The sequence below is a fragment of the Arthrobacter sp. SDR-2R genome (genome assembly GCF_057747955.1).
Window position 1 is genome coordinate 2,583,840 of the sequence record NZ_CM173231.1, and the last position, 20,604, is coordinate 2,604,443.

At 65.9% G+C, this 20,604-nt stretch carries 18 protein-coding genes; 12 read left to right on the forward strand and 6 right to left on the reverse strand.

Going from position 1 to position 20,604, the window contains the following annotated elements:
* Positions 1–40 precede the first annotated feature (40 nt).
* A complete protein-coding gene (gene rpsT / locus AC3ANU_RS12025) occupies positions 41–301 on the reverse strand; it encodes a 30S ribosomal protein S20 (RefSeq protein ID WP_018769282.1) in 261 nt (86 codons plus the stop codon).
* A gap of 169 nt (positions 302–470) precedes the next feature.
* Positions 471–1,022: a type II toxin-antitoxin system PemK/MazF family toxin gene (locus AC3ANU_RS12030; protein WP_018769281.1), complete on the reverse strand. Its 552-nt coding sequence runs from the start codon at positions 1,020–1,022 to the stop codon at positions 471–473.
* A 176-nt stretch (positions 1,023–1,198) separates the two neighbouring features.
* Here AC3ANU_RS12030 and lepA point away from each other — a divergent pair, with 176 nt between their 5' ends.
* Entirely contained in the window at positions 1,199–3,055 is a 1,857-nt protein-coding gene (gene lepA / locus AC3ANU_RS12035) for a translation elongation factor 4 (RefSeq protein ID WP_488314594.1), read from the forward strand.
* 25 nt (positions 3,056–3,080) lie between these two features.
* Positions 3,081–4,310 carry a radical SAM family heme chaperone HemW gene (hemW, locus tag AC3ANU_RS12040; protein ID WP_488314595.1) on the forward strand — a complete coding sequence of 410 codons (1,230 nt, stop codon included), beginning with the start codon at positions 3,081–3,083 and terminating at the stop codon, positions 4,308–4,310.
* A gap of 23 nt (positions 4,311–4,333) precedes the next feature.
* On the opposite strand, the gene AC3ANU_RS12045 is transcribed toward hemW, so the two are convergent.
* Both AC3ANU_RS12045 and AC3ANU_RS12050 read right to left on the reverse strand, forming a co-directional pair.
* Complete coding sequence (locus tag AC3ANU_RS12045) at positions 4,334–4,744, reverse strand: DUF4870 domain-containing protein (RefSeq protein WP_018769278.1); 411 nt, start codon at positions 4,742–4,744, stop codon at positions 4,334–4,336.
* A gap of 119 nt (positions 4,745–4,863) precedes the next feature.
* Positions 4,864–5,715 carry a DUF3097 domain-containing protein gene (locus tag AC3ANU_RS12050; protein ID WP_056390420.1) on the reverse strand — a complete coding sequence of 284 codons (852 nt, stop codon included), beginning with the start codon at positions 5,713–5,715 and terminating at the stop codon, positions 4,864–4,866.
* A gap of 171 nt (positions 5,716–5,886) precedes the next feature.
* On the opposite strand from AC3ANU_RS12050, the gene hrcA reads away from it, so the two are divergent.
* The 3 genes from hrcA to AC3ANU_RS12065 all read left to right on the forward strand — a co-directional run bounded on the left by hrcA (position 5,887) and on the right by AC3ANU_RS12065 (position 8,897).
* The gene (gene hrcA / locus AC3ANU_RS12055; protein ID WP_018769276.1) at positions 5,887–6,900 is read left to right on the forward strand and encodes a heat-inducible transcriptional repressor HrcA; all 1,014 of its coding nucleotides are present in this window, start codon (positions 5,887–5,889) and stop codon (positions 6,898–6,900) included.
* 87 nt (positions 6,901–6,987) lie between these two features.
* On the forward strand, positions 6,988–8,115 hold the full coding sequence (gene dnaJ, locus AC3ANU_RS12060; RefSeq protein WP_056390413.1) for a molecular chaperone DnaJ: 1,128 nt from the start codon (positions 6,988–6,990) through the stop codon (positions 8,113–8,115).
* A 2-nt stretch (positions 8,116–8,117) separates the two neighbouring features.
* Positions 8,118–8,897: a 16S rRNA (uracil(1498)-N(3))-methyltransferase gene (locus tag AC3ANU_RS12065; RefSeq protein ID WP_488314596.1), complete on the forward strand. Its 780-nt coding sequence runs from the start codon at positions 8,118–8,120 to the stop codon at positions 8,895–8,897.
* Here AC3ANU_RS12065 and AC3ANU_RS12070 read toward each other — a convergent pair.
* Positions 8,884–9,801 carry a GerMN domain-containing protein gene (locus AC3ANU_RS12070; RefSeq protein WP_488314597.1) on the reverse strand — a complete coding sequence of 306 codons (918 nt, stop codon included), beginning with the start codon at positions 9,799–9,801 and terminating at the stop codon, positions 8,884–8,886. The genes AC3ANU_RS12065 and AC3ANU_RS12070 overlap by 14 nt on opposite strands.
* A gap of 405 nt (positions 9,802–10,206) precedes the next feature.
* Between AC3ANU_RS12070 and AC3ANU_RS12075 the strand changes: the two genes are divergently transcribed.
* The 5 genes from AC3ANU_RS12075 to AC3ANU_RS12095 all read left to right on the forward strand — a co-directional run bounded on the left by AC3ANU_RS12075 (position 10,207) and on the right by AC3ANU_RS12095 (position 15,720).
* Entirely contained in the window at positions 10,207–11,295 is a 1,089-nt protein-coding gene (locus tag AC3ANU_RS12075; protein ID WP_144599755.1) for a PhoH family protein, read from the forward strand.
* Positions 11,292–11,765 carry an rRNA maturation RNase YbeY gene (gene ybeY / locus AC3ANU_RS12080; RefSeq protein WP_488314598.1) on the forward strand — a complete coding sequence of 158 codons (474 nt, stop codon included), beginning with the start codon at positions 11,292–11,294 and terminating at the stop codon, positions 11,763–11,765. The genes AC3ANU_RS12075 and ybeY overlap by 4 nt, the downstream gene beginning before the upstream one ends.
* On the forward strand, positions 11,762–13,093 hold the full coding sequence (locus tag AC3ANU_RS12085; protein ID WP_018769270.1) for a hemolysin family protein: 1,332 nt from the start codon (positions 11,762–11,764) through the stop codon (positions 13,091–13,093). Before ybeY ends, AC3ANU_RS12085 begins: the two co-directional genes overlap by 4 nt.
* The gene (era, locus tag AC3ANU_RS12090) at positions 13,077–14,036 is read left to right on the forward strand and encodes a GTPase Era (RefSeq protein WP_018769269.1); all 960 of its coding nucleotides are present in this window, start codon (positions 13,077–13,079) and stop codon (positions 14,034–14,036) included. Before AC3ANU_RS12085 ends, era begins: the two co-directional genes overlap by 17 nt.
* A 97-nt stretch (positions 14,037–14,133) precedes the next feature.
* A complete protein-coding gene (locus tag AC3ANU_RS12095) occupies positions 14,134–15,720 on the forward strand; it encodes an LCP family protein (protein ID WP_018769268.1) in 1,587 nt (528 codons plus the stop codon).
* 99 nt (positions 15,721–15,819) lie between these two features.
* Here AC3ANU_RS12095 and AC3ANU_RS12100 read toward each other — a convergent pair whose 3' ends face one another.
* Positions 15,820–17,772: a M13 family metallopeptidase gene (locus AC3ANU_RS12100; protein WP_488314599.1), complete on the reverse strand. Its 1,953-nt coding sequence runs from the start codon at positions 17,770–17,772 to the stop codon at positions 15,820–15,822.
* A 252-nt stretch (positions 17,773–18,024) separates the two neighbouring features.
* On the opposite strand from AC3ANU_RS12100, the gene leuA reads away from it, so the two are divergent.
* Both leuA and recO read left to right on the forward strand, forming a co-directional pair.
* A complete protein-coding gene (gene leuA, locus AC3ANU_RS12105) occupies positions 18,025–19,764 on the forward strand; it encodes a 2-isopropylmalate synthase (RefSeq protein ID WP_018769266.1) in 1,740 nt (579 codons plus the stop codon).
* Between the two features lie 85 nt (positions 19,765–19,849).
* Positions 19,850–20,602: a DNA repair protein RecO gene (gene recO, locus AC3ANU_RS12110; RefSeq protein ID WP_018769265.1), complete on the forward strand. Its 753-nt coding sequence runs from the start codon at positions 19,850–19,852 to the stop codon at positions 20,600–20,602.
* Positions 20,603–20,604 lie beyond the last annotated feature (2 nt).

Here is a 20,604-nt window from a genome sequence, read left to right on the forward strand (position 1 = left end):
CGGTACCGGCCACACCATCAGTTCGTGGGAACTGGAAACCTTAGAGTGCGTTGACCTTCTTGGAGATCGCCGACTTGCGGTTCGCTGCGTTGTTCTTGTGCAGAACACCCTTGCTGACAGCCTTGTCCAGCTTACGGCTGGCAGTAACGAGCGCAGTAGTAGCAGCTTCCTTGTCAGAGGACTCAACGGCGGTGTTGACGGCGCGGATGGCCGTCTTCAGCTCAGACTTGACTGCGTTGTTGCGCAGGCGTGCCTTCTCGTTGGTCAGGATGCGCTTCTTCTGGGACTTGATATTCGCCACGTGTGAACTCTCTTTGTAATGCGGAAATGGTCTAGAGGGCTTTCAGGCTGGCCTTGACTGAGCGGCGTGGGGATACCTATGGCGGCCAGCCATCAGTGACCGTCGACCTGCACGGACACACAGCAATAAAGAATAGCAGGTCAGCGGCGGCACTGGCCATTTGGGTTGGTCAGGTCCAGCCGTGTCGCCGGCGCAGCCCGGCCGCAACTTTCTCAAACCGCGCCGCGTCCAGCACGGCGCCCTCCCGCCGGATGCTGTCAGGGCGGATCTGCAGGATACGGTCCAGGCGCACTTCACTGGGCCTGCCCTGCTTGTCCCAGTCCCCGGAACCGAGGTCCACGTAGTCGCCGGACGTTGAACCGGCAGGCACCCTGTCCCTGCTGGTCAGCATCAGTCCCAGGAGGAACGGGCCGTTATGCCCCACCAGCAGCACCGGCCGGTCCTTCCCCTTGCCGTGGTCCTCCTCGTAAGGGACCCAGGCCCACACCACCTCGCCCGGATCCGGGTCGCCGTCCGGCTGCGGTGCATACCGGACGGCGGAACGCCCGCTGTAATCACCGGGATACCCGGACCCGGCAGGACCTCCGCCGGGAGCCTGAGGCATGGCCCCCGCCCGGCGGTCCCGGTCGGGGCCCGGGGCCGGCGGGGCGGGCCGCCGTTTCTGCAGCATGCGCAGGCCGCGGCGGACGGCGTTTCCCAGGGAGCGGAGATCAATGACCATGCGAAAAGCCTATCGGCGGTGGTTCGGCATGGAACTGCCCGGCGGCGCCCTGCCCGGATGCGGTCCGTGCGTCCCGGACGTGGGACACTGGATGTTCAAGATGTGCAGCTGTTCCGCAGGCGCCTATGGCGTTGCCCGGCGGGTGGCTGCTGAAAAGCCAACAGTAAGGACCCTGCGTGTCTCCCATGGCCCGCACCGCACCGGTGCCCGCCGCGACAGATCCGGCAATCATTCGGAACTTTTGCATCATCGCGCATATCGACCACGGCAAGTCCACGCTGGCTGACCGCATGCTGCAGTCCACCGGTGTGGTCCAGGCGCGTGACATGAAGGCCCAGTACCTGGACCGGATGGACATCGAGCGGGAACGTGGCATCACCATCAAGTCCCAGGCCGTCCGCATGCCCTGGGAGGTGGACGGCGTCAGCTACGCGCTGAACATGATCGACACGCCCGGCCACGTGGACTTCACCTACGAGGTATCCCGGTCACTCGCGGCCTGCGAAGGCGCCATCCTGCTGGTGGACGCGGCGCAGGGCATTGAGGCCCAGACGCTGGCCAACCTGTACCTGGCCATGGAGAACAACCTCACCATCATCCCGGTGCTGAACAAGATCGACCTTCCGGCGGCGCAGCCTGAAAAGTACGCCGCCGAGCTGGCCAGCCTCATCGGCGGCGATCCCGAGGACGTCCTGCGCGTATCCGGCAAGACCGGCGTCGGCGTCGAGGCCCTCCTGGACAAGATCGTCCGCGACCTGCCGGCGCCGAAGGGCAACCCCGATGCCCCGGCCCGTGCCATGATCTTCGACTCGGTCTACGACACCTACCGCGGCGTGGTCACCTACGTGCGTGTGATGGATGGCATGCTCCATCCGCGTGAGCGCATCCAGATGATGTCCACCAGGGCCTCGCACGAGCTTCTGGAAATCGGTGTCAGCTCTCCGGAACCCACACCGTCCAAGGGGCTCGGCGTCGGTGAAGTGGGCTACCTGATCACCGGCGTGAAGGACGTCCGGCAGTCGAAGGTGGGCGATACCGTCACCAACCTGGCCAAGCCGGCGGCGGAGTCCCTCCCCGGCTACGCCGATGCCAAGCCCATGGTGTTCTCCGGCCTGTATCCGCTGGACGGCGCCGACTATCCGGTACTCCGCGACGCCCTCGAAAAGCTCATGCTCAACGACGCCGCGCTGGTGTACGAACCGGAAACCTCGGCTGCCCTCGGCTTCGGGTTCCGCGTGGGCTTCCTGGGTCTCCTGCACCTCGAGATCACCCGCGAACGCCTGGAGCGCGAATACAACCTCGACCTCATCTCCACCGCACCGAACGTGGAATACGAGGTGACCCTGGAGGACAAGAAGGTGGTCCGGGTGACCAACCCCAGCGAGTACCCCACCGGGAAGGTCGCCGAGGTACGCGAGCCCATGGTCTCCGCCACCATCCTGGCCCCCAACGAATTTGTCGGCGCCATCATGGAACTGTGCCAGTCCCGCCGCGGCGTCATGGGCGGCATGGACTACCTTTCCGAGGACCGGGTGGAAATCCGCTACCGCCTGCCGTTGGCGGAAATCGTCTTCGACTTCTTCGACATCCTGAAGTCCAAGACCCGGGGCTACGGCTCGCTGGACTGGAAGGCCGACGGCGAGCAGGCCGCCGACCTGGTGAAGGTGGACATCATGCTCCAGGGCGAACAGGTGGACGCGTTCAGCGCCATCACGCACCGGGACAAGGCGTACGCCTACGGCGTGATGATGACCGGCAAGCTGCGCGAACTGATTCCCCGCCAGCAGTTCGAAGTGCCCATCCAGGCCGCGATCGGTTCCAGGATCATCGCCCGCGAAAGCATCCGCGCCATCCGCAAGGACGTGCTGGCCAAGTGCTACGGCGGTGACATCTCGCGGAAGCGCAAGCTGCTGGAGAAGCAAAAAGAAGGCAAGAAGCGCATGAAGATGGTGGGCACAGTGGAGGTGCCGCAGGAAGCGTTCATCGCCGCCCTGACCACCGACGAATCGAAGGACAAGGCCAAGAAGAAGTGACCACCGCACAGCGGGGGACCCGCTGATGCCCAGCGTTCTTCCCCTCGGCGACCCGGCGCCGTCGGACGGTCTGCTGCCTGCCCAGGCAGCGGACGGTGCGGCGGCCCGGGCTTTCGGGTTGTACGTCCACATCCCGTTCTGCGCTGTGCGCTGCGGCTACTGCGACTTCAACACCTACACCGCCACGGAACTTGGCGGCGGAGCGTCCCAGGACGCATACGCCCAGACCGCCGTGTCCGAGGTGTCGCTGGCGGCTGCTGTGCTGTCACGTTCAGGGCTGCCGGACCGGAAGCTCAGCACCGTCTTCTTTGGCGGCGGCACGCCCACGCTGCTGCCGGCCGATGACCTCGCCCTGATCCTCCGGGCCGCCATCGACCAATGGGGCATTGACGACGGCGCCGAGGTCACCACCGAAGCCAACCCCGATTCCGTCACGCCGGAGTCCCTTGCCGTCCTCAAGGACGCCGGGTTCACCAGGGTGTCCTTTGGGATGCAGTCCGCGGTTCCGCACGTGCTCAAGGTGCTGGACCGGACCCATACGCCCAGCCGGGTGCCGCAGGTGGTGCAGTGGGCGCGCGAGGCAGGACTGGCTGTCAGCCTGGACCTTATTTACGGGACGCCGGGGGAGTCGCTGGCCGACTGGCGGCAGTCCCTCGAAACGGCGCTTTCCTACGGGCCGGACCACATCAGCGCCTACGCGCTGATCGTTGAGGAGGGCACCAAGCTGGCCGCGCAGATGCGCCGCGGCGAAGTCCCGGGAATCGACGACGACGACCACGCCGACAAGTACGAGCTCGCCGACCAGCTGATCACCCAAGCCGGACTTGGCTGGTACGAGGTCAGCAACTGGGCGCGGACTCCGGAGCAGGCCTGCCGCCACAACCTCGCCTACTGGCGGGGTGACGACTGGTGGGGCATCGGCCCGGGCGCGCACTCACACATGGGCGGGGTCCGCTGGTGGAACGTCAAGCACCCGTCCGCTTACGCGAACCGGCTGTCGCAGGGGCTTTCGCCCGCCGCCGGCAGGGAAACCCTGGACGCGGAAACAAGGAACCTGGAGCGGGTGATGCTGGAGGCCCGCCTCCAGTCGGGACTGGATGTCTCAACGCTGAGTGCCGGGGGACGCCACGAGGTGGCCGGACTGATCGCAGCCGGCCTGGTTGATCCTGCTGCCGCATTCCGCGGACGCCTGGTCCTGACCCTCAAGGGCAGGCTCCTGGCAGACGCAGTGGTCCGCCGCATCCTGCCGGACTAGAGCCGGCCCGCGGGCAGTTGCCCTTACTTGATCCAGCGCAGGTTGTACTGGTAGCGGTGCGGCTGGCCCCGGTTGACGTGGATCCCTGCCGCGACGGAGAAGCACGTGAGCGCCACCCAGATCAGCGTGGCAATGACCGCGAAGATGTTCCCGACGTAGGGGACGAACACCAGGATGTTGGCCAGCACCGCGGCGATGGTGGGCGGCAGGCTGAAGTTCAGCGCTTCCTTGGATTCCTGGGCGGTAAATGGCCCGCGGTCACGGAAGATCAAGTAGATCAGCAGCGAGGGGACGCACCCCAGGATCCCGCCGAAGTGCGCCAGCGTCGCCCACTGGCGGTCTTCGCTGGCCGTAAGCGGCAGGGCGTTGGCGGGGACGCCATGGTACTCGGAACGGCCCTGGCCGTCCCTGTGATCACGTGCGTTTTCTGCCACAGTCTGTTCCTTCGAAGGTGCAAGTGGTGCTGACTACAATTCCGGCGCGGTGCGCAGTGCCTCAGGAAACAAGGAACCGCACTACCAAGAATACTGGTTCCCGGGACGCCGTCCGCCCTTCACGGCACGGTCAGGAAATCGATGACTTCCTCGACCCTGCCCAGCAGCGACGCTTCGAGGTCCGCGTACGTGCGCACGGCGCCCAGCAGCTTCTGCCATCCCAGGCCGACATCTTCCTTGGTGGCGTGGGGCCAGCCGAAGGCTTTCAGGATCCCCGTCTTCCAGTCCTGCCCGCGGGGCACGGCCGGCCATTTGTCGATGCCAAGGACAGCGGGCCGGATCGCCTGCCAGACGTCCACGTAGGGGTGACCGACGATCAGGACGTTGCCGGCGGCGCCCGGGGAGGCCATGACGGCATCCGCGATGCGGGACTCCTTGGAGTCAGGAACCAGGTGGTCCACCAGGACGCCAAGACGGCGGCCGGGCCCCGGCCTGAAGTCCGCGACGGCTGCGGCAAGGTCGTCAATGCCGTGCAGGGGCTCGACGACGATGCCCTCCACCCGGAGGTCGTCTCCCCAGACCTTTTCCACCAGTTCGGCGTCGTGCTTGCCTTCCACCCAGATCCGGCTGGCCTTGGCCACCTGGGCGCGTTGTCCGGCGACCCGAACGGACCCCGAGGCCGTCCTGCCCGCCGCGGGACCGGCAGCGGCCGGCCGGGGGGCGGGTGGCATCAGCCGGATCGGCCGGCCCTCCAGGAGGAAGCCGAACCCAAGGCGGAAGGAACGCGATTTTCCCCTGCGGTCCTCCAGCGCCACCACATGCATGCCGCCGGATTTCTCCACCCGGGTCACGGCACCCACCCAGCCTGACTGCACTTCCTCGAGCACCATGCCGCGCTCCACGGGGACCTCAGGCAGTTCCGTCCGTGCGGGAGCGGATATGCCGCGTGGGCCCCAATTCCGGTAATCCATGGATTTAATCCGCCTAGCGCTAGTGTTCAACTCCGCAATTTCGCCCGGAGCGGTACCAATGCTAACAACGGGCCGAGGCATAATAGACTGTTAGCACTTAGGCATGTCGAGTGCTAACCCTGGGTTGCATCGGGAGGGGCATGCGCCCCGAACCATGGATGGAGGTGGAGAGTGAGCGAGCCACGCAAGCTGGAAGTACTGCGGGCCATCGTGGAGGACTACGTCCACTCCCGCGAGCCGGTTGGGTCCAAGGCCCTGGTGGAGCGGCATCATCTTGGTGTTTCCAGCGCCACCATCCGCAATGACATGGCCGCACTGGAGGACGAGGGGCTGATCACCGCCCCGCACACCAGTGCCGGCCGGATTCCCACGGACAAGGGCTACCGGCTCTTTGTGGACCAAATCTCGGCTGTCAAGCCGCTCTCGGCCGCCGAACGCCGCGCCATCCAGTCCCTGCTCGAAGGCGCGGACGACCTCGACGACGTGCTGGAGAGGACCGTCCGGCTGCTGTCGCAGCTGACCAACCAGGTTGCCGTGGTGCAGTATCCGCACCTGAGCAGGGCACTGGTCCGGCACATCGAATTCGTCCTGCTCGCCCCGCGCAAGGTCCTCGTCGTCCTGATCGCCAACAGCGGCAAGGTGGAGCAGCGGGTGATCGACGTCGGGCAGGACCTTGGCGACGACGCACTGGCTGAACTGCGCACCCGGTTCCTCGGTGCACTGGGCGGAACACCGCTGCGCCAACTGGCCCAGGCGCTGCCCGCCGTCGTCGCCGCCACCCCGCACCCGCAGCGGCAGGCGGCACACGCATTGGCGCTCGGGCTGGAGGGCCTGGCGCAAAACAGTCGGGAGGACCGGATGGTCATGGCCGGCACCGCCAACCTGGCCAGGTCCAACGTCGACTTCCCCCTCAGCATCGGCCCGGTGCTCGAGGCGCTGGAGGAACAGGTGGTGATGCTGCGGCTGTTGAGCGAAATGGCCCAGGACCACCGCGGCGTCGCTGTCAGCATCGGACGGGAGAACCCGTACGACGGCCTTGCCGAGGCCTCCGTGGTGGCCACTGCCTACGGTCCGGACAGCTCGGCGAAAGTAGGCATCCTCGGGCCCACCCGGATGGATTACCCCACCACCATGGCCGCCGTCAGGGCAGTGGCGCGCTACCTTTCCAGGATTTTGGGGCCCTGACTCTTGGCCGCCGGAGCGCGCTTCGGCCGGAAAGCAAGAGCTGGGCCGCCCAACTGAACGCAGTACAACAAGGAAGAGATACGAACTTTGAGCAGCCACTATGACGTCCTTGGAGTCTCACCCGAAGCGACGGGTGAAGAAATCAAAAAGGCCTACCGCAAGCTGGCCCGCACCCTACACCCGGACGTAAACCCCGGTGCGGACGCATCGGAACGGTTCAAGGCAGTAACTCACGCCTACGAGGTGCTTTCGGACCCCCAGAAGCGCCGGATCTACGACACCACCGGCAATGAGAACGGCACCGACAACGGTTTCGGCGGCGCAGGCTACGCGGGCCAGGGCTTCGCGTTCCAGGACATTTTCGACACCTTCTTCGGCGCCGGCGGCACGTCCGGTCCCGCTTCCCGTGTCCGCCGCGGCCAGGATGCCCTGATCAGCGTACGGATCGACCTCCGCGACGCCGTATTCGGCGTGAACAAGAAACTCGAAGTGGACACCGCCGTGGTCTGCCCCACCTGTGACGGATCCTGTTGCCGCCCCGGCACCCATCCGGAACGCTGCGACATCTGCGGCGGCAGCGGACAGGTCCAGCGGGCCGTCCGCTCCATCCTCGGCCAGGTCATGACGGCCGCCCCCTGCGGCACCTGCGAAGGTTTCGGCACCGTCATCAAGGATCCCTGCAACGAGTGCAGCGGCCAGGGCCGTATCCGCAGCCGCCGGTCGCTGACCATCAAGGTCCCTGCCGGTGTGGCCACCGGAACCCGGATCCAGCTCTCCGGCCAGGGCGAGGCCGGCCCCGCGGGCGGTCCGGCCGGCGACCTGTACGTGGAGATCCGCGTCAACAATGACGCCACCTACGTGCGGGAGGGCGACGACCTGCACGCCACCCTGCACATCCCCATGACGGCAGCCGCCCTGGGCACGGATGTCAGCCTGGAAACCTTCGACGGCACGCAGGAGATCGACGTCAAGCCCGGTACCCAGTCGGGGGAGATCATCACCCTGCGCGGCCTCGGCGTCACCCACCTGAGGGGCTACGGCCGCGGCGACCTGAAGGTCCACCTCCAGGTGGACACCCCGGCCAAGCTCGACCCCGCGCAGGAGGACCTCCTGCGCCAACTGGCCAAGCTCCGTGGTGAACAGATCACCGAGGGCAAGCTCGCTGCCAGCGGCGGCATGTTCGCCAAGCTCCGGGACCGGCTCGGTAACCTGTAGCGGTGAGTAACCCCGTCTTCTTCACGCCCCCCGGTTCGCTGGCCGGGATGGCGGCCGGCCAACTCTTTGTCCTCGACGGGGCGGAGGCGCGGCATGCCGTCACCGTCAAACGGCTGTCTCCCGGCGAAGCGGTGGACATCGTCGACGGCGCCGGCACCCGGATGACCGGGAAGGTGGTGTCCGCCGCTCCCTCCGCACTCGAGGTGGAATGCGGGACGCTGACCGTCGAAGACAGGCCGGACGTCCGGCTGGTGCTGGTCCAGGCCCTCGCCAAGGGGGACCGCGACGAGCTGGCCATCGAGACGGCCACGGAACTGGGCATCGACGCCGTCATACCCTGGCAGTCCGAACGGTCAATCGTCCGCTGGAAGGGCGACCGCGCAGCCCGGGCCCATGCCAAATGGGAATCCTCAGTGGCCGCGGCCGCCAAGCAGGCACGGCGCGCCTGGATCCCCGAAGTGCGGTCCGCCGTCGACACTGCCGGGCTTTCCGCTGCCGTGGAAGCTGCCGACCTCGCTGTCATCCTGCATGAGGACGCCGTTCGGCCGCTGCGCACCGTCCTTGAAACATGGCAAGGGAAAGCAGGCTCCGGACCCCGGGAAATCCTGCTCATCGTCGGTCCGGAGGGCGGCATCAGCCAGCGGGAGGTAACCAAACTCTGCGATAAGGGCGCCGTGACCGCCCTCCTGGGGCACCATGTCCTGCGGTCCTCCACGGCCGGCCCGGCCGCCGTCGTGCTTGCCAGCGACGTCCTCGGCCGGTGGACGGCTACCGGACCTTAAAGGACCTCGTGTCCTCGTTCCGGTCCGGTTCCCCGCCGGAGCCGGCCTGGGCCACCCGCAGCATGTAATCGCCCGGCGGAAGGTTCAGGGCCAGGGTGAAGACGCCGGCCTGCCCCTGTTCGGACGCAGCCGTGGTTTCACCCGCCAGGAACGGTGCTTTGCTGCCGCCGTCCGTAGACTGCAGGATCTGCCAGCGGAGCTTCGCCCCGGGAGATGTGCTGCGGCCGGTGATCTTCACGCTCCCGCCGGGCACTTCGGCGTTCTCCTGGGGATCAATGATCCAGACGGGCGCCACCAGGCCCGCGGCGCGGGTCATCAGGGCCCCGAGCTGCACTTTGCCGAAGGCTACGTAGTCCGTGTGGCCGTCCACGAGGATCCGGACCCGGATCTGCTGGCCGGTGTCGATCAGGCCCGAACTGGCGGCGGCAGCGGTTGCCGTGTAGATCAGCTGCTGGATGGCCCGGGCAGCCATGTCGGCATCGAGGTTGCTGTTGAAAGCGTCCGAGGAGACGTCGACGGTGATGACGTCCTTGCCGGAGATTGAGGTGGCAAGTTTGTCCGGGTTCTGCCAGGGCGTGAAGAAGTCAGGGTCCAGCGGCTTCTCGGACATCATGGCCCGCAGGGCGCGGGTGACCGGGTTCTCCTGTTCAGGGACGTCGCGGAATTCCCGGTAAAGAAAGATGTTCCCGCCGCTGCGGCCGATCCAGTAGACCGGCGCCTTGTTGGAGGACTGTGCGGTTTCCAGCGGGGCGCTGGTGGACAGCGTGTCCGGCATGGTGCCGCCCGTTGCCGGCACCGAGGCGAGGGTGCCGGTGGGTGAGGGGCCGCCCTCGGCCGTGCAGCCCGCAAGGACCGGAACCAGGACCAGGATTCCTGCAAGGACGGCGGGGCGCAGACGGCCCATCGGTCGTCCTGCCCTTTCGGGCGCAGAGGTTTCCGGCACTGTCCTGCCCTTGTCCTTTCCTGGCGTGGCGGGCCGATCCCCCTGGCGGCCTGGTGTTCCAGCAGATGCTGGATTTCCAGCATTGCACAGCGGCGCGGCCGCCCAGCCGCTCTTTGCCTCCGCGGGCACAACTGCAACGGGAACGATATGAGGCCGATATGAAGTTGATACCTAAGGACGTCCCGGCCCCCTCCGGACGGGTTGCAGCCGCTGCTCCATGGCGGCCTGGTATCCGGCCCGGCCCCGCGCTGGCGTAAGATAAAGGGATCGCTGGGGCCAGGAGCACCGTCCAACGGGCGCCGGCATCAGCGAACGCAAACATTGATGTCGATCTTCGAGGGGACCACGGGCCTGCGGGCCAGCACCATGACTGAATCAGCAAATGGTAAGCGCCGGCTCAATACGGGCGAAGGCAGTCCGGGTGAATTCCCGCACTCCCTGCCCGGCACCCGGACTGAAGTAGTCCTCTTTGAGAACTCCGACCAGATGGTTCAATCACTCGGCAGCCATGACGAGGCGTTGCGGTTCATCGAAGAGCAGTTCCCCGCCGTCAACTTCCATGCCCGGGGTAATGAACTGTCCATCAACGGACCCGCCGGTGATGTTCCCCGGATCATGCGGCTCCTGCAGGAAGTCCGTGGCCTGGTGGCCCGCGGCACGGTCATCACTCCTGCTGTGCTGCAGCAGCTGGTGTCCCTCCTGCGCACGCAGTCACTGCAGAATCCCGTGGATGTGCTCACCCACGACATCCTCTCCAGCCGCGGCAGGACCATCCGGCCCAAGACGCTGAACCAGAAGAACTATGTTGACGCCATCGACGCCAACACCGTGATCTTCGGCATTGGTCCGGCCGGCACCGGCAAGACGTACCTGGCCATGGCAAAAGCCGTCCAGGCGCTGCAGCAAAAAGAGGTCAGCCGGATCATCCTGACCCGCCCCGCGGTGGAAGCGGGGGAGCGGCTTGGTTTCCTCCCCGGCACGCTCAGCGACAAGATCGACCCCTACCTCCGGCCGCTCTACGACGCCCTGCACGACATGATGGACCCCGAATCCATTCCGCGCCTGATGGCGGCCGGCACCATTGAAGTGGCACCCCTGGCCTACATGCGCGGCCGGACGCTTAACGACGCCTTCATCATCCTTGACGAGGCGCAGAACACCACGCCGGAACAGATGAAGATGTTCCTCACCCGGCTCGGTTTCGGATCCAAGATGGTGGTCACCGGAGACGTCACCCAGGTGGACCTGCCGTTTGGGACGCGTTCCGGGCTGCGGATCGTTGAGGAAATCCTGCAGGGAATCGACGGCGTGAGCTTCTCGGTCCTGGATGCCGCCGACGTGGTGCGGCACCGGCTGGTCGGGGACATCGTCAACGCGTACAGCATCTGGGATGAAGCCCAGCGGAGCCGGCTCAAGCATTCAGCCGGCCGGGAAAAACGGGGGGAACACGCGTGAGCATCGAGGTGAACAACGAGTCCGGCGTCCAGGTGGAGGAGTCGGAGCTCGTGGCACTGGCGCGGTACATTTTTGAGCAGCTCTACATTCATCCGCAGGCCGAACTTTCCATCCTCCTCGTGGATGAGCCGGCCATGGAGAAGCTGCACATTGAACTGATGGACGAACCGGGTGCCACCGACGTGCTCTCGGTTCCCATGGACGAATTGACCCCGGGGACGCCCGACCGGCCCACCCCGCAGGGCATGCTGGGTGACATTGCCATCTGCCCGCAGGTTGCAAAGGTGCAGGCCCGGAACGCCGGCCACTCGCTGCAGGACGAGATGCTGCTGCTGGCCACACACGGCATCCTTCACCTGCTGGGCTATGACCATGCCGAACCGGAGGAGAAGGCAGAGATGTTCGGGCTCCAGCGGGAACTCCTGTCCGGCTTCACGGGCAAAGAAGCACCTGCAGAGACGACCCAGTGACGCAACTGCTCCTGGTCGCGGTGGCATTGGTTTTCCTTGCCGTCGCGGCCCTGCTGACAGCGGCCGAGGCCGCCTTCAGTTTCCTTCCCCGGCACGACGCCGAAGATGCTCTGCACAGGAGCCGCGGCACCGCCATGCGGCGCATCCTTGCCGAGCCCGTGGCCCACACCCGGGCGCTGCGCTTCTGGCGGGTGTGGTTCGAGATGGCCTCCGCGGTGGCCGTCGCCGTCCTGATCTCCAGCCTGCTGGACAACGTGTGGCTTGCCGGCCTGGTGGCCACCGGCATCATGGCCCTTCTTGGGTTCGTGATCGTGGGCGTTTCGCCCCGCCAGCTGGGCAGGCTGCACTCCACTGCCGTTGTCCGCTTCACTGCCCCGATGGTCCGGTTCCTCACCAGCGTGCTGGGACCGATTCCCGGCTGGCTGGTGGCGTTGGGAAGTTCGGCGGCCCCCGGGGCGCCGGGCGGCGACGATGCGTTCTTCAGCGAACAGGAGTTCCGGGAACTGGTGGACCGTGCCAGCGAGTCCGACATGATCGAGGACACCGAAGCGGAGATGATCCAGTCGGTCTTCGACTTCGGCGACACCCTGGTGCGCGCCGTCATGGTTCCCAGGACGGACATCGTCAGCATTGACGCCGGGTCCAGCCTGCACCAGGCGATGTCCCTGTTCCTGCGGTCCGGATACTCGCGGATCCCGGTCATCAACGAGAACACTGACCACATCCTTGGCATCGTGTACCTCAAGGACGTTGCTGCAGTGATCCACCAGCTCCGTGCGGACCAGGAGCCGCCGCTGGTCGAGTCGCTGGCCCGCGAGGTGCGCTACGTGCCGGAGTCCAAGCCTGTGAGCGACCTCCTGCGTGAACTGCAGAAGGAGTCCACGCACGTTGCGATCGTGATCGACGAATACGGCGGCACCGCCGGACTGGTAACCCTCGAGGACCTGATCGAGGAGATCGTCGGCGAGATCGTCGACGAATATGACACCGAGAGCGCGGAAGCCGTCGCGCTGGGGGACGGTTCCTACCGGGTCAGTGCCCGGATGGGCATCGACGATCTCGGCGAGCTCTTCGACCTGGAAATCGACGACGACGAGGTGGACACCGTGGGCGGCCTCCTCGCCAAGGCACTTGGCCGCGTCCCGATCGTGGGCAGCAGCGTGGAAGTGCAGGGCGTATCGCTGCGTGCGGACCGGCTTGAAGGCCGGCGGAACCGGGTCAGCCACATCATTGCGGCGCCGGTACCAAGAGTAGAGACTGACCTTGAAGGCCTCCTGGAAGAGGCCGAAGCAACCCAGCAGGGAGTTCCACGTGAGCAAGAAAAATAAGGCTGCGGCCACGGACGACTTCGGCGGATTCCGCGCCGGATTTTCGGTGCTCGTCGGCAGGCCCAATGCGGGCAAGTCCACCCTGACCAACGCGCTGGTGGGCAAGAAGGTGGCCATCACGTCCGCCAAACCGCAGACCACGCGGCACACCATCCGGGGCATCGTGCACCGCGAGGACGCCCAGCTGATCCTGGTGGATACTCCGGGCCTGCACCGTCCCCGCACCCTGCTCGGCAAGCGCCTGAACGACCTCGTCGCGGATACCCTCGCCGAGGTGGACGCCATCGGATTCTGCCTGCCGGCCAACGAGAAAATCGGCCCCGGCGACAGGTTCATCGCCGCCCAGCTTGCCGCCGTCGGCCGCAAACCGGTGATCGCCATCGTCACCAAAACTGACCTCGTGGACAAGCAGGCGCTCACCGAACAGCTCCTTGCGGTGGCGGCCCTGGGCCGCGAAGTAATGGGGGAGGACGGCTGGAAGGACATCGTTCCGGTATCCGCCACTGACGGCTTCCAGGTGGAAACAGTCGCCGACGTGCTGATCAGCCACATGCCGCCGTCGCCCCCGTTGTACCCGGACGGCGAACTGACGGATGAGCCCGAGGCAGTCATGGTGGCGGAACTGATCCGCGAGGCTGCCCTTGAGGGTGTCCGGGACGAGCTTCCCCATTCCCTGGCCGTGGTGGTGGAGGAAATCGTTCCCCGGGAGGACCGGCCTGACGACAGCCCCCTGCTTGATGTGCGCGTCAACCTCTATGTCGAGCGGCCGTCCCAGAAGGCCATCATCATCGGCAAGGGCGGCAGCCGGTTGCGTGAAGTCGGGACCAACGCCCGCAAAGGCATCGAAGCCCTCCTGGGCACGCGCATCTACCTGGACCTCCACGTCAAGGTGGCCAAGGACTGGCAGCGCGACCCGAAACAGCTGGTCAAGCTGGGTTTCTGATCCACGAATAGAACGTTCGCAGGAGTGCGGCAGGCAAGTTTTTCAGGCTGGACCACTAAAATGGACCGGATTCTGTATTTAGAGGAAGGTTCACGACGTGGGTCGAGGCCGCGACAAACGCGACAACGGGGCTGACCTGTCAGCCGGACCGGGACCGGTATCCCGCCACGCGAACGGCGGCGCCGTAGGTGCCGCCCGGCACCTCGGTACGCTGCGCGGGATGCCCATCTGGCTCAAAGCCGTCACGGGTGTCATGGCGCTGGTCCTCGTGGCCGGGATCGCCTTTGCCGGTTTTTGGTTCCTCCGGCTGCAGAACAACATCTCCAAGGCGCCGCTGAATGCCGGCGGCGAAAGCACCGAATCCCCCGGGAACGATGCCACGGGCCGGCTGCAGATCCTGATCCTCGGCTCGGACACCCGCGACGGAAAAAACTCGCAATATGGCACAGCCGACGATTCCACGGGCTATGGCAAGTCGGACGTGATGATGCTGATGGACATCTCCGAGGACAACAAGCGCGTCAACGTCATCAGCTTTCCGCGCGACCTGCTGGTGGACATTCCTGACTGCAAGGACAAGAAGACCGGCAAGGACTATCCTGCCCGCACCGGCGTCATGATCAATGAGGCCATGAGCGAGGCCGGCATCGGCTGCGCCGTGGATACCGTCAACAAGCTCACCGGCATGCAGGTGGACCACTTCATGATGGCCGACTTCAACGCCGTGAAGGAACTTTCCAACGCCGTGGGTGGTGTGGAAGTCTGCATCAGCGACGCCGTCTACGATCCTGATTCCCGGCTGCGGCTGCCGGCCGGAACCTCGACCGTGCAGGGCGAGATGGCGCTTGCCTTCCTCCGCACCCGCCACGCCTTTGCCGACGGCGGCGACCTTGGCCGCATCAAGGCGCAACAGGGCTTCCTCTCGGCGCTGACCCGCAAGATCAAGGACGATGGAACCCTGTCCGATCCCGCGAAGATGCTGAAGATCGCGGACGTCGTAACCCAGAACCTGACAGTGGATGACGGCCTTGCCTCTGTCCCCACCCTGCTGACGATCGGCAACCGGCTCAAGAACATCGACATCGGCAAGGTCGCGTTTGTCGCGGTGCCCACCACGCCGGCACCCATCGATCCCAACCGGCTGGTCATCGCCGAACCAGCGGGCGCACAGCTCTTCTCGGCAATGCGGAAGAACGTGGACCTCACCGACCCCACCGCGCCCACCACGCCGTCACCCACTGAATCGGCAACCCCGTCCGCGGCCCCTACTGAGACAGCCCCGCCGGTGCCGCCCTACAACAAGGCCATCCAGCCCGTAACCGTCGCCAACGGAAGCGGCGTCGCCGGCCGTGCCCAGGAAATCGTCCAGGCATTGGTGTCGGGCGGCTTCGCCCAGACAGGCCAGTTCCTGGCCCAGCCCGTGGCCAAGACGGCAGTGTATTACGGCAACGGCTTCGATGACGTGGCAGCAGATGTCGCTGCCATGCTGGGGATTCCTGCCACCCTGATGATTCCGGCTCCCGGCGTGACCGGCGTACAGGTTTACCTCGGCAGCGACTTCACCACCGGCACCGCCTATGAGGCCGGCAGTCCTGCCGCAGCATTGCCCCAGGACATCGTCAACCAGACCGCCGGGGACAAGGTCTGCCAGCAGGCGAATCCCGAACTGATCGTGCGCCGGTAGCGACGTTCCATGCCTTGGTACAGCTGCAGGCAGCAGTACCTCCGGCAGGCAACAAAATGGGCCCCGCCGGCAACGGCGGGGCCCATTTCTGTTATGCGGCTACCAGATGCTGACCCGCTCGGCGGGCGGCATCCACATGCCGTCCTCCTCGGTGACGTCGAACGCTTCGTGGAACGGGTCCAGGTTCCTGGCGATCGCGTTGGTCCGGAACTCGTTGGGGGAGTGGGGATCGGTGGCAAGGCGCCGGATGGCCTCCTCCTGCCGGATGACCTGGCGCCAGCCTGCTGCCCAGGAAGCGAAGAAGCGCTGTTCACCGGTCAGCCCGTCCAGGACCTCCGGTTCCTTCCCGTCCAGGCTGATCTGGTAGGCCTTGTAGGCGATGGTCAGGCCTGCCAGGTCACCAATATTTTCGCCCAATGTCAGGCGTCCGTTGACGTGGTGTCCGGGCGCTGCAGCGGGGGAGAGCGCATCGAACTGGGCAACAAGCCGCGCCGTCAGCGCCTCAAAAGCCTGGCGGTCCTGGTCCGTCCACCAGTTGCGGAGCGCTCCGCCGCCGTCGAACTGTGAGCCCTGGTCATCAAAGCCATGCCCGATCTCGTGGCCGATGACGGCGCCAATGCCGCCGTAGTTCACGGCGTCGTCCGCGTCGGCGGTGAAGAAGGGCGGCTGCAGGATCGCTGCCGGGAACACGATTTCGTTCATCATCGGGTGGTAGTAGGCGTTAACCGTCTGCGGCGTCATCAGCCACTTGTTCCGGTCCACCGGCTTGCCCACCTCATCCAGGTGCCTGTCGACGTCGGCATTGTGAGCGCGTTCGACGTTCCCCAGGAGGTCCTCGGGGTCGATCTCCACGGCTGAGTAGTCAATCCACTCGTCCGGGTAGCCGATCTTGGCCCGGAAGGCCTCCAGCTTCCGGAGGGCCTCGGCCTTGGTGTCCCCGCCCATCCATGCAACGTCATTAATGCTGCGGCGGTAGGCCTCGATAAGGTTGGCCACCAGGGTCTGCATCCGTGCCTTGTGCGATTCGGGGAAATGGCGGGCCACGTAGATCTGGCCCACAGCTTCACCAAGGGCGGCTTCGACGACGCCAACGCCGCGCTTCCACCGGTCCTTGTTGCGGGGCGTGCCGCTGATCGTGGTGCCGTAAAACGCGAAATTGGCGTCCACAAAGGCTGCCGACAGATAAGGTGCAGCGGCGCTGATGACGCGCATGGCCAGCCACTCCTGCCACGTTGCCACCGGAACTTCGTCCAGGAGGCCGGCGGCACCGGTGAAGAAGTCAGGGGTGCTCACCACGATTTCCGTACGCTTGTCTGCGTCGATTCCCGCGGCGTCGAACCACGTGGCCAGGAGGGGGAACAGCGCATTGGCTTCCTCCGCCGTCTTCAGGTTGTAGGTCTTTTGCGGATCCCGGAGGGTGACATTGTCCCAGTGGTGGGACGCGAGCTTCGTCTCCAGTTCGACAACCCGCCCGGCCGCACCATGGGGATCGGCCACCCCGGCCAGTTCAAACATTTTCTGCACGTGCGCGGTGTAGGCCGCCACGATGGGTGCGAACTTCTCTTCCCGGTAGTACGACTCGTCGGGAAGGCCCAGGCCACCCTGCCCGGTGTACAACAGGACCCGGTCAGGGTTCCCCGCATCGGGGGCCGGGTAGATGTAGAAAAGCCCGCCCACGTCCGCACGGAACAACCGGCCCGCCAGTGCGATGAGGTCAGCTACCGAGCCCGTGGCGAACACGTCGCCGAGCCGCCCGCGGATCGGCTCCATGCCCTTGCCTTCCACCGTCGCTTCGTCCATGAAGCTGTTGTAGAGGCCGCCGATCTTCCGTTCGATCCCGCTGGCGTCCGCGCCCTTGGCCGCCGCCTCCTCGATGATGTCCCGGACAGCGATTTCGGACCCGTCGCGAAGAGCGGTGAAGGTTCCCTCCAGGGGCCGGTCGTCCGGAATTTCGGTGGCTTTCAACCAGGCGCCGTTGACATGTTGGTAAAGGTCGTCCTGAGGCCGGACTGTGTGATCAATGGTGGACAGATCGATCCCCGAAATGGGCACTGCAACTCCTTTGCTGGAACGCCTGCGTCCGGCTGACCACCGGAGGCGTCTGCATGCTGGACTTTACGGACGGTAGTGCCCTTTCATCTTACGCACCCGTGTTACGCTCAAAGAGTGCGTGCAGAGCTCCTTCTCCTTAGCTGCCGCGGCGAGGCCACAGACGCTATCTAGCGCACGGCCCACCCTCGCTGCGGAGTTTGTGTTGCCCGGCCACCCTTTCACTGAAGATCGATAGAAAAGGCCACGAACATCATGCGTAACGCACAAAAGCCCTCCGGAATGCCCGCCCACCGGTACACGCCCTTCCAGGACCTGATCAAGGTTGAACTGCCGGACCGCACCTGGCCGGACAAGATCATCACCAAGGCCCCGCGGTGGTGCGCGGTGGACCTGCGCGACGGAAACCAGGCCCTGATCGATCCCATGAGCCCGGCGCGCAAGATGAAGATGTTCGACCTGCTGGTCCGCATGGGCTACAAGGAAATCGAGGTCGGTTTCCCGTCCGCTTCCCAGACGGACTTCGACTTTGTCCGCCAGCTCATCGAGGGCAACCACATCCCGGACGACGTCACCATCCAGGTCCTGACGCAGGCGCGGGAACACCTCATCGAACGGACCTACGAGTCCCTGGTGGGTGCCAAGCAGGCCATCGTCCACCTCTACAACTCCACGTCCGTGCTGCAGCGGCGCGTGGTCTTCAACCAGGACGAGGACGGCATCCTGGACATCGCACTGCAGGGTGCCCGCCTGTGCAAGAAGTACGAGGAAACACTCGTGGACACGCACGTGACCTACGAGTACTCCCCGGAGTCCTTCACGGGTACGGAGCTCGAGTACGCCGTCCGGGTGTGCAACGCCGTCGCCGATGTCTTTGAAGCGTCCGCCGACCGGCAGGTGATCATCAACCTGCCCGCCACGGTGGAAATGGCCACGCCCAACGTCTACGCCGATTCCATCGAGTGGATGAGCCGGCACCTGCACCCTCGGGACGGCATCATCCTGTCCCTGCACCCGCACAACGACCGCGGAACCGGCGTCGCCGCCGCCGAGCTGGGCTACATGGCAGGCGCCGACCGCATCGAGGGCTGCCTCTTCGGGAACGGCGAACGCACAGGAAACGTGGACCTGGTGACGCTGGGCCTGAACCTGTTCGTCCAGGGCATCGACCCCATGATCGACTTCTCCAACATCGACGACGTCCGGCGCACCGTGGAGTACTGCAACCAGCTGCCCGTCCCGGAACGTTCGCCGTACGGCGGCGACCTGGTGTTCACCGCCTTCTCCGGCTCCCACCAGGACGCCATCAAGAAGGGCTTCGAAGCGCTGGAGCGCGATGCTGCAGCAGCCGGCAAGCCCGTGGACGACTTCACCTGGCAGGTTCCGTACCTCCCCGTGGATCCCAAGGACCTGGGCCGCAGCTACGAGGCCGTCATCCGGGTGAACTCCCAGTCCGGCAAGGGCGGCGTGGCCTACCTGCTGAAGAACGAGCACAGCCTGGACCTGCCGCGCCGCGCGCAGATCGAATTCTCCGGCGTCATCCAGCGCCGCACCGACACCGTGGGCGGGGAAGTCAGCGGCGCGCAGCTGTGGCAGATCTTCCAGGACGAATACCTGCCGTCCGGCCGGGCCGACGGGCAGTGGGGCCGCTACTCGCTGGGGGCCGTCAAGACGGAAACAGACGCCGACGGCGGCATGACGCTGCACGCGTCGCTCACCATCGATGGTGCCCAGGTCAGCCGCACCGGCACCGGCAACGGCCCCATTGCGGCCCTGCTGAACATCCTGCATGAGGACGGCGTGGATGTCCGCGTGCTGGACTACAGCGAGCACGCGTTGTCCGAAGGCGGCAACGCCATGGCCGCGGCCTACGTCGAATGCGCGGTGGGGGAGCGGGTGCTGTGGGGTGTAGGCATCGATGCCAACACCAGCATGTCGTCCCTCAAGGCCGTGATTTCCGCGGTCAACCGCGCCATCCGGGACGCCCAGGCCTGATACCTGCCGGTGGTGCCGCCGGTTTCCACCGGAGGCACCACCGTGGCCTTGCAGCGAGCTGCCGGGCAGGATGGGAAGATAGAGCGTGGTCCAACACTCTTTTGCCTCCCGGGCGTACCGGGACGACGCCGTAGTGCTCCGTACCCACAAGCTGGGCGAGGCGGACCGGATCATCACACTCCTGACGAAGCACCACGGGCAGGTCCGTGCCGTCGCCAAGGGAGTGCGCCGCACCAGCAGCCGTTTCGGTGCCCGGCTTGAGCCCTTCATGGTGGCCGATCTCCAGTTGGTGTCAGGGCGGACGCTGGACATCGTCACGCAGGCCGTGGCAAAGGGTGCATACGGCGGAAGCATCGCCGCGGACTACGGCAGGTATACGGTGGCCGCCGCCATGACGGAGACGGCTGAGAAACTGACGGACGTCGACGGCGAGGCCGGTACCGCACAATACAACCTGCTGGTGGGCGCCCTCGCTGCGCTGAGCCGCAACGAACATGCGGCTGGCCTCATCCTGGACTCCTACCTTCTGCGCGCCCTTGCCACCGGCGGGTGGGCGCCCAGTTTCACGGACTGCTCCCGCTGCGGCATGCCGGGCCCGCACACGGCCTTCTCCGCGCCCCTTGGCGGCATGGTTTGTGCACAGTGCCGGCCGCCCGGTTCCCCCGCACCCGCTGCAGAGACCGTGACGCTGCTGGCAGCGCTGCTGACCGGGGACTGGACGACGGCGGATGCTTCCCTGCCGCAGCATCGCAAGGAAGCAGCGGGCCTGGTGGCCGCGTACCTGCAGTGGCATCTGGAACGAGTACTGAAATCTCTCAAACATGTGGAGCGTAGCTGACA